The sequence below is a fragment of the Neosynechococcus sphagnicola sy1 genome, from assembly GCF_000775285.1.
In the GTDB taxonomy this organism is placed as follows: Bacteria; Cyanobacteriota; Cyanobacteriia; order Neosynechococcales; family Neosynechococcaceae; genus Neosynechococcus; species Neosynechococcus sphagnicola.
In genome coordinates, this window is the sequence record NZ_JJML01000051.1 from 1 (window position 1) to 13517 (window position 13517).

Genomic DNA, 13517 nt, shown 5'->3' on the forward strand with positions numbered 1-13517 from the left:
TGAAAAGCGGGATCGGGTTTCAGGGTGGCGTCTACGGGATCGGGGGTTGCCTTGCCAGGACAACAGGCTGCCATCGGGGTTAAACTGCACCAGCAGATCCCCCAGGTACTTCCCCCATTCCCAAGCGGTGACCACCAGCACAGGTTGACCATCGGGGGCGGTCTCTACGATGGGATAGGGGTTGGTGGCACCGGGCATCGTTCCCAAGGGGGTATGGGAGTGTCCACCCACTATGATGTCAATGCCTGCCACCTGCCGTGCGAGTTCTCGATCTGCAATCAATCCTAGGTGGGTAATGGCAATAATCTTGTTTACTCCTTGGGCCTGCAGCGCTTGGACGGCGGTTTGAGCTGCCTGAATGGGGTCGGTAAAGGTAAGATCCTTTCCCGGACTGGAGAGAATTGGGGTCTCTGCCGTTGTCAATCCTAAGATCCCCAGCTTTTGTCCTCCCACCGGGAGAATTATCCAGGGCTTGATCTGGTTTTTGAGGACTGACGCTGGTGCAGGTTCAAGATTGGCAGAGAGGAGGGGGAAATGGGCAGCATGAATGAAATCGGCCAGTACCTGTGGTCCCCGATCAAACTCATGGTTTCCTAGGGTCGCCGCATCGTATTGCAAGACATTATAGAAATCCACATCGGCTTGCCCTTGGTATTGCAGGAAATAAAGGGTGCCCTGAAATATGTCTCCAGCATCAAGTAACACGCTGGGAGTGCCCTGCTGTTGGCTCTGGGATCGCAATTGCTGGATCAGAGTTCGACGTCGAGCAATTCCCCCCAGTGGTTGATCCCCGAACTGCACGGGGTCGAGGTGGGCATGATGATCATTCGTATGCAGTAAGCGCAAGCTAAAACCAGGAGACTCCTGAACCAGCGCTGGGGGCACCAGGGTCAGTAACAAAGTGGAAACCCCCAGGAAGAGTAACATCAAAACCCAACGCCAACGCCTCATCCTCCGCTCTCCTTGGCTATGACATGCAACAACAACTCACTGCCCCGCCCTGCTTTGAGGCTATATGCAGCGGCTGATCCCCGACAAGATCGCTGGATCACAACCATAGCAACTCTACATCCACTGTGGTTCCCAGTCCTAGCTGGAGTTGTTGATGGGCACTCCCACCATTGACCGCAATTTCCACCCAACCATGACTCCCCACTAAGGCCAGGGGTTGCTGGGGGGGGGTCAATCGCTGTAGGTGTGGCAGCCAGGAATGGTCATGGATCGGACACGGCTGTACCACCCTTGGCCTTGCACCCAGTCCCCAGGAATATTGGTAATTAAGTTCCCAAAGTGATCGATGTATTGAATCAGTCCCGTCATCCCCCGCGTGGTTGCTGTGGCAGCGAGAATTGAGCCAACCACTAGGCTTTCTGGGGCGATCGCCCTTCCCAGGTGGGGCAAGGGTACGCCACAGGCCAGGTGGGCACCTACGGGAGCGAAAATATCCCGACCATGGAAGGTGGGACTGGGATCAGGGGTGCGCCAGTAGGCGCGATGGGTTAGCTCTACCCCTTGAATCCAGGTATCCGGTTGCCAGATACCGCTGAACACCCCGTTATCTGGGCCAACAAAGTAACCCTGGGGGGTTTCGAGGGCGATCGCCCGCCGCTGACTACCCACCCCTGGATCGACGACAGCGATGTAGACGGTTCCCACGGGGAGGTAGGCCACGGCATTGATTAAGTTAAACCGAGCGGCGGCAATATCGTGGGGTGGAATCTGGTGGGTGAGATCCAGAACCCGAATCTGGGGATGAATCTGGGCGATGACCCCCTTGAGCACTGCAACGTAGATATCCTGCTGGCCAAAATCACTCAAGAGGGCGATCATGCGGCAGGGGGTGCTGTTTACTGTACTCATAAATGGCGATCGCGGCAGCGGTCTGGACATTCAACGATTCCACCATACCTGCCTGGGGGATCACCACCGATTGATCACACTGATCCAAAATTTCAGGGGGAATGCCCGTTAGCTCTCGCCCGAGGATCAAAACCGTCGATTGTGGGAACCTAAATTCTGGGAGAGGGACTGCCCTAGGGTGGGCTTCCAGGGCGATCGCCCGGTAGCCAGATTGTTGCTGGGTTAAAATCCATTCCGGTAGCTCCAGGGGCGTACAGATGTGCAACGGCTGCCAACGATGGGCAGAGACTGCTAAGTCACGAAACGCTGCCCGTTGCGTCATGGAGGCATCACCCGTAACCAACGCGGCTAACCGAAAGGCTTCAGCGGTGCGACACAGTCCACCCAAATTGGCGGGGTTCTGAACCAGAGTGGCACAGATGATCAGGTTACGGCGTGGCATTTTCCAGTAGCTATGTCGCTTGCCCACGGCGAGAGTAACGGTCGATGGAACTCAAAAAAGATATATTTGAAAAATTCTGTAACAATAAACACATTTTTCTGGATAGGTGCTAGATTAAAGAAGTCACCCACTCAATGCTTATAGAGATGTCAGCCATGGCTAACAATCGTCACTCTGGTTTAAAGCAAGTTTCTGAAACTCACCGTATCAATCTGCGCCTGAATATCCAACGCCGTTTGGAAGCCGCTAGAGCTAAGGGCGATGAAAGTCTGATTCAGCAACTAGAAGCAGAAGCTCACTATGTTGGGTAATGATACCCAATAAACCATCCTTAGCAGCTTTTGTAATAGCAAGGTGAAGGGACAGCAAGTTTGCTGTCCCTTCACTACTTTAAACTCCAAGGGCACTGACGCTCTGCAGGGATTCTCGTGCTAGCTCCTTTCCCTCCAATCCTTGGATGTCCTGTAGCTTCAAGTATGAACGTCACTCCAGTGAGTCACCATCAAAGAAACGGTAGAGATGTGATCATCTCTACCGTTTTTTACAAGCATGGATGAAAATCAGGTCAGGATAACTGTGGTGCCGCTTCCGGCAAAAGTTCCTGAGGTTGTTGACTGGGCAGAACCTTTACCTGACCCTCACTGTCGATGTCTACAGAGGCAAGATCTCCTTCTTTGACACGACCTGACAGAATTTCCTCTGCCAGCACATCTTCCAGTAGCCGCATGATGGCGCGACGGAGGGGACGAGCACCGTAACTAGGGTTATAGCCTTCTTCCACCAGTCGGTCTTTAAATCGCTCGGTCACTTCCAGGGTAATCCCTTGCTCTGTGAGACGCTTGAAGAGATCTCGCAACAGAATGTCTGCAATTTCCTTCACCTCGTCCTTCGTCAATTGACGGAAGACAATGATCTCATCAAGACGATTGAGGAATTCCGGACGGAAGTACTGTTTCAACTCTTCGTTGACCAAGGAACGAATCCGGTGGTATTGAGACTCTGACTGACTTTCAGTCGAGAACTCAAAGCCCAGACCTCCCCCACCCTTCTCGATCACCTTGGAGCCAATGTTAGATGTCATGATCAGCAGGGTGTTCTTGAAGTCTACGGTGCGACCCTTGGCATCTGTCAGGCGGCCATCCTCTAGAATTTGCAGCAGCATATTGAAGACATCAGGGTGTGCCTTCTCAATTTCATCAAACAACACGACCGTATAAGGCCGACGACGAACTGCTTCAGTGAGTTGTCCCCCTTCGTTATAGCCAACATAACCAGGGGGTGAGCCAATGAGCTTGGAGACGGTGTGCCGCTCCATATACTCCGACATATCCAGTCGGATCATGGCCTCTTCAGACCCAAAGAAGTAGGCAGCGAGCGCCTTCGTCAACTCCGTTTTCCCAACACCCGTTGGCCCTGAGAAGATAAAGCTGGCAATGGGACGGTTGGGATTTTTTAACCCCACCCTTGCCCGCCGGATGGCACGAGAGACCGCCTTCACGGCTTCATCCTGACCAATGAGACGTTGGTGCAGCGTATCTTCCATGTGGAGCAGCTTTTCGGATTCAGATTCCGTTAGCTTGTTGACGGGAACCCCTGTCCAAGAGGCTACAATATGGGCGATGTCCTCTTCGTCAACAATGGGGACAATTTCGTCACCACTGGCGGCATCGGTTTTCTTGGTTTGGGAAATGGAGCGAATCTGAGCTTTGATTTCCATTTCGCGATCACGCAGTTCCCCGGCCCGGTCAAAGTCCTGAGAACGAACTGCATCGTCCTTCTCTTTCAGCACTTGGCGGAGTTGCTTATCGAGTTCTTTGGCGGCAGGGGGCAGTTGCGAGTTTAACAACCGTACCCGTGATCCTGCTTCGTCAATTAAGTCGATGGCTTTGTCAGGTAGGAAGCGATCGGAAATATAGCGATCGGAGAGCTTGGCCGCTGCTTCTAAGGCAATGTCCGAGATCTTCAGTTTGTGGTGCTGCTCATAACGCTCTCGCAGTCCCCGGAGAATTTCGATGGTTTCATCGACGGTTGGCTCACCCACCATCACTGGTTGGAACCGACGTTCCAAGGCTGCATCCCGTTCAATATGTTTGCGATATTCATCCAGAGTAGTCGCCCCGATGCACTGCAATTCTCCCCGCGCCAAGGCCGGTTTGAGAATGTTAGCGGCATCTATTGCCCCCTCAGCAGCCCCCGCACCAATTAGGGTATGCACTTCATCAATGACTAAGATCACATTCCCCGCAGAACGAATCTCATCCATAATCTTTTTTCAAGCGCTCTTCAAATTCACCCCGATATTTGGTGCCTGCGACCAGGAGACCAATATCCAGCGTGACAACGCGCTTTTCTTCCAGGATGTCGGGGACATCATTGTTGGCGATCCGCTGGGCGAGTCCTTCTGCGATCGCCGTTTTACCGACCCCAGGCTCTCCAATCAGAACGGGATTGTTTTTCGTCCGACGACCCAAGATTTGAATGACTCGCTCAATTTCCTTCAGCCGTCCGACAACGGGATCGAGTTTACCTTCAGCTGCCATCTGGGTGAGATTGGCTCCGAACTCATCCAGGGTAGGAGTCTTGGTTCGACCTTGACTGCTGCCAGCGGTAACTTCGGCGGTTTCCCCCAGCATGCGAATGACCTGGGTTCGCACTTTGGCCAGATCTACCCCTAGATTTTCCAGAACTCTAGCAGCGACCCCTTCTCCTTCTCGAATTAATCCTAGAAGTAGGTGTTCGGTGCCGATATAGTTGTGGCCAAGCTGACGAGCTTCTTCTAAAGATAATTCCAGAACTCGTTTGGCTCTGGGCGTAAAGGGAATCTCAACGGCAACAAAGCCAGAACCACGTCCGATGATCTTTTCAACTTCAATCCGGGCATCTTTGAGGTTAACACCCATGGATTTCAGCACTTTGGCGGCGACGCCGGTCCCTTCTCCAATCAGACCCAGGAGGATCTGCTCTGTACCCACGAAGTTATGACCCAGGCGGCGGGCTTCCTCTTGGGCCAGCATAATCACCTTAATGGCTTTTTCTGTGAAGCGTTCAAACATGGCTTGTATCCATTACCTGCTGCGTGCCGGTACGCTGATTCTAGCATAGGGAAAACTTCCTGCTGCCAAGGACGGAACAACAGGTACTTGGGGTGATTTCCCCCCACGCCCCATTTGCAACAAGATGAGTCGAGTCCAAAGGGAAATTATTCGCAGAGAGGGGGACGCAAGTCAAGGCTTGGACAGGGGGAGTTCGGGGATCGGAGTAATTTCCAACCCAACGCTTGCAATCGTTGCTCAAGGGGGAACTGCCAGTCTTGGAGGAGATGCTGAAACTCCGAGGACTGCAACTGTCCGCGCCAGAGGATTAAGGCATCTTCCTGGGTGTCTGGATAGTAGCGACATCTGCGCCCTGCGACTTGAAACCCAAATCGTTGGTAGAGGGCGATCGCGGCACTATTAGAAACCCGTACCTCCAAGGTAGCCCAAGCCAACCCCCGTTGGCGGGCAATCACCAGCAAGCGATGGAGTAAAACCTGCGCGAATCCTTGTCGCCGATAGGCAGGGTGCACGGCCAAAATTGTGATGTGGGCTTCATCTAAAATTGCCCATAGACAACCCAAACCTACAAGAACCCGGGGGAGTATCCGGAGATTGGGTCAATCCCCATAGTTCACTGTTGGGACTGGCCAGCTCCCGCTGGTAACCTTCCCCTGTCCAAAGACCACCGAAGCAGATCTGGTCAAGTTCCACTACGGCGGGGAGTAAATCAGCACTGAGGGGTTTCAGTTCAACCCAATTGCAAGTTTGGTGCTCTGTAGCTCTGAAATTCAAGACAGGAGGGGCTAATTTTCGGGTAGGCTCTAAGGAGACGCTCTATCCAGTTATAAACAATGGTCGCAACTTACTCGGCGGAGGTTCAAACATCAGGTCGTCAATACTTATTATCTACTGCTAGGGCTGCACTGGCGGCTCCCAATCAATCTCTGTTGCCCCTCACCGCCCAGGTGAATCACCAAGACCATCTGGAAATTGGCGGCTGCGATGTTGTGAAATTGGTGCAGCAGTATGGTTCTCCCCTGTATATTTTGGATGAGACGACCCTCCGCACCGCCTGTCAGCAGTATCGAGAGGCCTTCGAGCGTTACTATCCGGGGGACTCTCAAGTTCTCTATGCCTCCAAGGCCTGGAATTGCTTGGCGGTGTGTGCGATCGCCGATCAAGAGGGATTGGGGATCGATGTCGTCTCTGGTGGGGAACTCTATACAGCCCTGCAAGCTGGGGTGAGTCCAGAAAAACTCTACCTCCATGGCAATAACAAGTCACGGGAAGAGCTGACCCTCGCGGTTACCTGTGGTTGTCGCATTGTGGTGGATAACTGGCTGGACTTACAGACCCTAGTGGCGATCGCGGCAGAGAGACCTAGTGCCCCCCCGATCCCGATCTTGATTCGCCTCACCCCTGGAATTGAGTGTCATACCCACGAATATATTCGTACCGGCCATCTAGATAGCAAATTTGGGTTTGATCCCAACCAACTGGACGAGGTCTTTACCTTGATCAGCCAACAGTCCTGCCTCTCCTGCCTGGGTCTCCATGCCCACATTGGCTCCCAAATCTTTGAACTACAGCCCCACGCCGATTTGGCCAGTGTGATGGTGCAATGGCTGGTCAAGGCCAACAGCTATGGTCTCCCCGTTACAGAAGTCAACATTGGGGGCGGACTGGGAATTTGTTATACCGAGGCGGATGATCCCCCCAGCATTGATGCCTGGGTGAAGGTGATTTGTGATGCCATGGTCACCGCCTGTCAGATCCAACAGTTGCCCCTCCCCAAACTCCTGTCTGAACCCGGTCGCTCGGTGATTGGCCCCGCCTGTGTCACTGCTTATACCCAGGGAAGTCGAAAAACAATCCCAGGGCTACGTACCTATCTCAGCGTCGATGGCGGGATGTCAGATAATCCCCGCCCCATTACCTACCAGTCTTTGTATCGGGTGGTGGTCGCCAACCGGATGTCAGCCCCCCTAACCCAGACTGTGGCGATCGCTGGTAAACATTGTGAGTCAGGGGATATCCTGATTAAGGAAGCGAAGGTTCCTGAAACGGAGACGGGAGACATTCTGGTAGTGATGGCAACCGGGGCTTACAACTACAGCATGGCTTCCAACTACAATCGCTTACCCCGACCTGCAGCCGTCCTAGTTCAGGCTGGGGACAGTCATTTGATCTTGCAACGGGAAACCTATGCGGACCTGATCCGTCAAGATTCACTGCCGGAACGGTTGAGCCAGTCTCGAACCGAAGGGTAGGGTCATGCTCTGCTTCTGAAACTCGCAAGGCTTTCTGATGTAAATCTACGCAAGCGCGTTGGATGTGTCACTCCAGGTCTAATGGGATATCCGTGGACACAATGGCTGCATAATCCTGGCTGGACTCGGTCCTTGCTGTTACAGCTAGTTGATGTTGGCTTAGTCCTGGCACTCACCTATATTGTGCTGGTGATCATTGGGGAGCGACGAACCCTATGGATGGTGCGTGGATTCCTTGTATTGATGCTAGCATCCACTATTAGTAGCCGCATTGGGCTTACCCTCCTGAGTTTTGTGTTGAGCAATTTGGTGATTGGCTCTGCCGTTGCTATGGCTGTGATTCTGCAATCAGAGTTTCGCCGCTTCCTAGAGCAATTAGGTCGAGGGGAGGTGATCCAACTGTTTCAGCCGTCCCAGCGGGTGATCCCCAAGGCAGGGAGTGTGATTGATGAAATTGTCGAGGCGGTCAAAGAACTGTCCCAACGGCGGACGGGAGCCCTGCTGCTCCTGGAAACCAATCAACCCATTGATGAGCGAGATTTTTCAGTGCCGGGGGTGCGACTGAACGCTGAGATTTCTAAGGAACTATTACAGACAATTTTTCAGACCACCACCCTCCTCCACGATGGAGCGGTCTTGATTCGGGGATCACGGGTGATGGCAGCGGGGGTGATTTTACCGCTGTCAGAGCGCACGGCTTCTCGGCAACTGGGGACACGCCACCGAGCAGCGATGGGAATTACAGAACGGGTGGAAAATTGTCTGTGTATTGTGGTTTCAGAGGAAACTGGATCAATCTCCCTGGCAGAGCGTGGGGGGCTGAATCGCCCCTTAACAAGCAGTAAACTGAAGGAGTTGTTGGAAGCACGGTTCTCCCAATCTGTTGATCGCGAAACAGTGGCTCCTGATCTCCGCACATTGAGCCGGCAATTGCTGTCTCAGGGATTGGCACTTCTGTCACGGTTCCTCCGGCTTCCAGCATCCGCTTCTCGGGAGAAGAAATGACTGGCAACCAAACCGTTTTGCAAAAATTACCCGCCGATTTAGAACGCGATCGCCTACCCAAGCATGTAGCGGTAATTATGGATGGCAATGGCCGCTGGGCAAAGCGCCAGGGGTTGCCCCGAATTATGGGTCATCGTCGGGGGGTCGATGCCCTGAAGAATCTGCTCCGGTGTTGTCAGGACTGGGGAATTCAAGCCCTAACCGCCTACGCTTTCTCCACAGAGAATTGGGGTCGGCCCCTAGAAGAAGTTGATTTCTTGATGACCTTGTTTGAGCGGGTGTTGCGGCAGGAGTTGCGGGAGATGATCCAGGAAAATGTCCGGATCAATTTTGTCGGTAACTTACATGCCCTCCCCAAAACCCTGCAATTGGAAATTGAACGCTCCATGGCTGCCACGCAACAGAGTCAGGGCATTCAGTTTACCGTAGCAACCAACTATGGCGGGCGGCAGGAAATTTTACAAGCCTGTCGGGCGATCGCCACGGAGGTGCAGCAGGGATTACTGCAACCCCAGGATATTGATGAAGCCATTTTTGAGCGCCATCTTTATACCGCAGGAATCTGCGATCCAGATTTACTGATCCGCACCAGTGGGGAAATGCGAATCAGTAACTTTTTACTCTGGCAGATGGCCTATGCTGAAATTTATATCACTGAAGCCCTGTGGCCGGACTTTGATCGGGCCGAATTTCACCAGGCTCTCTGTGCCTATCAGCAGCGCGATCGCCGCTTTGGCAGCGTTTAAACAGACCCTCTTGCACCATTACTTGTTAACTCCCTCAAACCGGAGCCCTGAAGCATGAACCGTGAATACTCCAGAGTTTATGAAGCATTGGTTCACCCTCGGGGACGTTTGATCGCGGCGGTCGCCATTGCTTGCTTTGTTTATGGCGTTAGTTTTGTCATCCCGTCCTCTGAAATTCGTATTTTGCTAGCCTTTGACCTAGGAATGCTAGCCTTACTAGGGAGCATCGCCCTGATGATGACGAATGCCGATGCCGAAGAAACTTTCCGACGACAGCAGCGCCTAGAACCAAGTCACGCAGCCACCCTGATTGCTGCCATTATCTGCTCGGCCACCAGCCTCGTCGTTGTCGCTTTGATGCTAGATAATACTCAGAAGCTGCCCGCCCTTGTGGTCAATATCCACATGGGGCTGTCCATGATTGCGATTTTTGAGGCTTGGCTGTTGGTGCATACCTTTTTCGCCCTACATTATGCCCGCATGTACTATGACGAAGTGGCGGCTGGCAAGGAAGAGTACCTCCGGGGGTTAGAGTTTCCCAACGAAGGATTGGTGGATCACTGGGACTTTATGTACTATTCCTTCACCATTGGCATGTGCTACCAGACCTCCGATATTTCGATCACGGGAATTCACATGCGGCGGATTACCCTAATCCATTCTATTTTGTCGTTTATCTTTGTCACCGCCGTCATTGGTCTGGTGGTCAATATCGTCTCGAACATCATTTGAGGGAGCGATCTGGCTAAGGCCCAGCAAATACAGCATCTTCGACATCTTTACGACTCAGCGAATATTTAAAGGCCCGTTGGATATCGCGTCCCTCTTCTCCGGCTTTCAGGTAGCGCACCGAGAGTTGGTCGATATCCAGCCAGATTTCTGCTTCCCAGGTGGATTGCCGCAAATGCCAACAGTGGAGTTCGTTGCGATCTTGTTCACAGCCGTGGGCTTGGAGCCATTGTTCCAAATCGGGAAGGGGATGGTTGTAGAGGGGGGTATCGTTAGAGGGCAATGCCATAGGAGCCATACAGCAGGGAAAGGACAAACAGGAGCAGGGGAGGAGTTCAATTAGGGTTGACTGGCAGCCCCCTCAATAGATTCGGAGGCTGTGGATGTAACCGCTGGGAAGGGGGGAAGGGGGGAAGGGGTGGTCGCCTTTTTTTGTGCGGCGGTGGATGTAGAGACTACAGCAGCCGGGAGCGGTGGACTGGGCAGGGGGGAGGGTGACTCCAAGACGGTCGCCGGTGGCAGTGGCAGGTGCTGCAACACCGTATCACCTCGGGTTAAGCCAATGGTGAAGGCCAAAATTAAGCAAGCCAAAAACGTGAGGGCCAGAATAAACAGGGCAAAGATTTCCCCCGCTGACAGGGGACGATCCGTAGGGTCAAGATAGGCTGAGGAGGAAACCGGGCGGGTCGTACCAACGGGACGATTGAGATCTGCCGGGGCTTGAATGACCGTAAAGCGAGAATAGCCATTTTTTTGGTCATAGACCAACCGTCGTTCCGCACTGCTCAGGGTGGCATAGGCTTCGTTTAATTGCTGAAACTTAGTGGTGGCGATCGCTGAAGGCAGGATCGTGGTGTCGGGATGGTACAGCTTGCTGAGTTCCCGGTAGGAACGCCGAATTTCCTGTATTGAGGCTGAGGGAGGGAGCCCCAATAGGGTGTAATAGGTGGCATCCAGGGTGGTTGGATTGGGCACGTTCTGACTCGCTTGCCCGGACACTGCTCGTTCTTGAGTCACAGTCCACATTCCCGTGTAATTGAACTTATTTTAACCACGTTCCCAGCGATTCCCACCCTAGAATTCAATCCCAGGTTGTGCCTTGACACCCTGCTCTCGAAACGGATGCTTCACTAGGGTCATTTCCGTCACGAGGTCAGCTCGCTCAATCAGGGGAGTGGGAGCGCCTCTTCCTGTCAGAATCACATGGGTTTCAGGGGGTTTCTGTTCCAGTCCTAACAGAATCGTCTCCACAGTCAAAAAGCCCAATTTCAGCGCCACGTTAATTTCATCCAAGAGCACAAGCTTAAAGGCTGGATCACTCAGGTAGGAAAGTCCCGCCTGCCACGCTTGTTGTGCGGCCTTGATGTCGCGATCGCGATCCTGGGTTTCCCAGGTAAACCCTTCTCCCATGGCTTGAAACACCAGTTGATCCCGCCAATGGCTAAAAATTTGCTTTTCCGCTGGTTCCCAAGCACCCTTGATAAACTGAATCACGGCAACGCGATAACCATGGCCCAGCGATCGCAGCACCATCCCCAGGGCTGCCGTGGTCTTACCCTTGCCATTGCCTGTATTCACAATGATCAACCCGTTTTTCGACAGTACGCTGGGCTAACCGTTCTGCCTGCACTTGTTGTCGCCGCTGCATCTTGCGTTGATATTGATCCGCCGTCAACGTGGCAATGGAGGGATCGAGGGTGGTGGCGATCATTTCAGATTCCGTCACGGTTTCGGGGGGAGGGGTCGAGGAGTGAGCTGCCATAGGGATTGCTGCAGGGGACATCTTTTTCAGTTTGACAGGTTATCGCAGTCCAGGGGCGGATTGACCAGAGGCAGTCACGGGTAGAATGAGGTTACTTCGTTAATATAATGAAGTCCGATCTCATGTGGTGGCAGGTTGTGAAAGTGCAACGACCGATTTTAGTGGGAGGACTGGGTTTAACAGCAGCACTGTGGCTGCTAGACAGTTGGCAACATTGGGTTGGCAATATCAGTGCCCTTGGGGCGATCGCCGCTGTAGGGGCGGGGGTGTGGTGGTGGCGACAGCAAACACCTGTGGATCTGCCGGATTTAAAAGCTCAGGTTCCCCTTGACCGGACAACCGTTGAGCAATCCCTGACTACCCTGCACGCCCTCTTAGAACAATTTGCCGCAGAGACCGCAACTGCGCCCAGGGGGGATGCGGTTGAATCCCAGCTCACCCAGCTTCAGCAACAATCTCACCAGATGGGAAACGAGCTGGAGCGCTCTGAGTTTCGCCTGGTAATTCTGGGAGGAAAAGGAACCGGCAAAACGGCGATCGCGGATTATTTACGCACCTCCGAGATTGCAGCGTCGCTCTTTACACTGTGCATTCAAGAACTGCCGTCACTGTTTGACTACACGACCCCCGCAGACTTAGACACAACCCAAATCTGGCAGCAGGTCAGTCGAGCTGATCTGGTTTTGTTCACCACCACCAGCGATTTAACGGCTTCAGAATATCAGGTGATCCAACGCCTCCATGGGCAGCAACGTACTGTTTTGGTCTTGAACAAGCAAGATCAGTACCTACCCGTAGACCGTTCCTTGATCCTGCAACAACTCCAGCAACGGCTCCGACCTCTATTGACGACCGCAGATATTGTCCCGATCACAGCGGTGCCGGGGTTGATGAAGGTTCGGCACCATCAGCCAAACGGCTCCGTCCGCGAATGGCTAGAGCAACCGGCTCCGGAGATTCAGGTTCTGAGCGATCGCCTGCAGCAGATTCTCACTCAGGAAGGGCAGCAACTCCAGTGGGCCAGTACCTTACGGGGGGTCATGACCCTACAAGCCGAGGCTAAAGCAGGTTTGAATCAGGTACGTCGCTCCCGTGCCCTGCCCCTGATTGAGCAGTTCCAGTGGATTGCCGCCGCCACGGCCTTTGCTAACCCGCTGCCTACTCTGGACTTACTGGCAACCGCCGCCATTACCACCCAGATGATTTTAGAGCTGGGAGCCATCTATCGGCAGCCCTTCTCCCGCGCTCAGGCCGAAGCCATCGCGAGTACCCTGGCAGGGCTGTTATTCAAACTCGGTCTCGTCGAGTTAACCACCCAAGGGATCTCCACTGTCCTTAAGAGTAATGCAGTCACCTTTGTGGCAGGAGGGCTGTTACAGGGCGTTAGCGCCGCCTATCTCACCCATCTGGCCGGACTGGGTTTGGTGGCTTATTTCCAAGAACAAGATCCCACCCATTCTGCTACGACCCAGCCGCTGCTGCTAGAACGCCTCACCCAGTTATTACGTCAGCTCTTTCAGCAACAGCAGCAAAGTTCCCTCTGGCGATCGCTGGTGCAACAGGGAGTCAGTCGCTTGTTACCAGAGGGGAATGGAGCGATCCATCTCCCACAGACCCTGGGTGTCTCCGTACCACAACCCGAAGCTCAAGGTTCCTGAGTGACATCCT

At 53.5% G+C, this 13517-nt stretch carries 10 protein-coding genes and 4 pseudogenes; 6 read left to right on the forward strand and 8 right to left on the reverse strand.

Going from position 1 to position 13517, the window contains the following annotated elements; genetic code table 11:
• From DO97_RS17060 to DO97_RS17070, 3 genes and pseudogenes are all read right to left on the reverse strand, one after another.
• Positions 1–951 (reverse strand): metallophosphoesterase (locus DO97_RS17060; RefSeq protein ID WP_204368716.1); only part of this gene is annotated, 951 nt, incomplete at its 3' end.
• 97 nt (positions 952–1048) lie between these two features.
• Positions 1049–1860 (reverse strand): annotated as a pseudogene (locus DO97_RS17065) (SAM hydrolase/SAM-dependent halogenase family protein).
• Complete coding sequence (locus DO97_RS17070; RefSeq protein ID WP_239651825.1) at positions 1811–2329, reverse strand: TrmH family RNA methyltransferase; 519 nt, start codon at positions 2327–2329, stop codon at positions 1811–1813. Before DO97_RS17070 ends, DO97_RS17065 begins: the two are co-directional and overlap by 50 nt.
• Positions 2330–2457: 128 nt before the next feature.
• On the opposite strand from DO97_RS17070, the gene pirA reads away from it, so the two are divergent.
• Complete coding sequence (gene pirA / locus DO97_RS24685) at positions 2458–2613, forward strand: arginine synthesis PII-interacting regulator PirA (RefSeq protein ID WP_193365092.1); 156 nt, start codon at positions 2458–2460, stop codon at positions 2611–2613.
• A 254-nt stretch (positions 2614–2867) separates the two neighbouring features.
• Here the strand turns inward: pirA and DO97_RS17075 are convergent.
• Together DO97_RS17075 and rimI are read right to left on the reverse strand one after the other, a co-directional pair.
• Positions 2868–5355: pseudogene (locus DO97_RS17075) on the reverse strand (ATP-dependent Clp protease ATP-binding subunit).
• 146 nt (positions 5356–5501) lie between these two features.
• Positions 5502–6129: pseudogene (gene rimI, locus DO97_RS17080) on the reverse strand (ribosomal protein S18-alanine N-acetyltransferase).
• A 59-nt stretch (positions 6130–6188) separates the two neighbouring features.
• Between rimI and lysA the strand changes: the two are divergent.
• From lysA to DO97_RS17100, 4 genes are all read left to right on the forward strand, one after another.
• Complete coding sequence (lysA, locus tag DO97_RS17085; RefSeq protein ID WP_036535756.1) at positions 6189–7607, forward strand: diaminopimelate decarboxylase; 1419 nt, start codon at positions 6189–6191, stop codon at positions 7605–7607.
• An 81-nt stretch (positions 7608–7688) separates the two neighbouring features.
• A complete protein-coding gene (gene cdaA / locus DO97_RS17090; protein WP_036535759.1) occupies positions 7689–8612 on the forward strand; it encodes a diadenylate cyclase CdaA in 924 nt (307 codons plus the stop codon).
• Positions 8609–9358: an isoprenyl transferase gene (locus DO97_RS17095; protein ID WP_036535761.1), complete on the forward strand. Its 750-nt coding sequence runs from the start codon at positions 8609–8611 to the stop codon at positions 9356–9358. The genes cdaA and DO97_RS17095 overlap by 4 nt, the downstream gene beginning before the upstream one ends.
• A 54-nt stretch (positions 9359–9412) precedes the next feature.
• On the forward strand, positions 9413–10090 hold the full coding sequence (locus DO97_RS17100) for a DUF1345 domain-containing protein (protein WP_036535763.1): 678 nt from the start codon (positions 9413–9415) through the stop codon (positions 10088–10090).
• A 13-nt stretch (positions 10091–10103) separates the two neighbouring features.
• On the opposite strand, the gene DO97_RS17105 is transcribed toward DO97_RS17100, so the two are convergent.
• The 3 genes and pseudogenes from DO97_RS17105 to cobO all read right to left on the reverse strand — a co-directional run bounded on the left by DO97_RS17105 (position 10104) and on the right by cobO (position 11798).
• On the reverse strand, positions 10104–10376 hold the full coding sequence (locus DO97_RS17105; protein WP_036535766.1) for a DUF3143 domain-containing protein: 273 nt from the start codon (positions 10374–10376) through the stop codon (positions 10104–10106).
• Positions 10377–10426: 50 nt separating this feature from the next.
• Positions 10427–11113, reverse strand: a complete 687-nt coding sequence (locus DO97_RS23360; protein WP_081980823.1) for a J domain-containing protein — start codon at positions 11111–11113, stop codon at positions 10427–10429.
• A 48-nt stretch (positions 11114–11161) separates the two neighbouring features.
• Positions 11162–11798, reverse strand: a pseudogene (gene cobO, locus DO97_RS17115) (cob(I)yrinic acid a,c-diamide adenosyltransferase).
• A gap of 158 nt (positions 11799–11956) precedes the next feature.
• Between cobO and DO97_RS17120 the strand changes: the two are divergent.
• Complete coding sequence (locus tag DO97_RS17120) at positions 11957–13507, forward strand: YcjF family protein (protein WP_204368717.1); 1551 nt, start codon at positions 11957–11959, stop codon at positions 13505–13507.
• Positions 13508–13517: the final 10 nt, after the last annotated feature.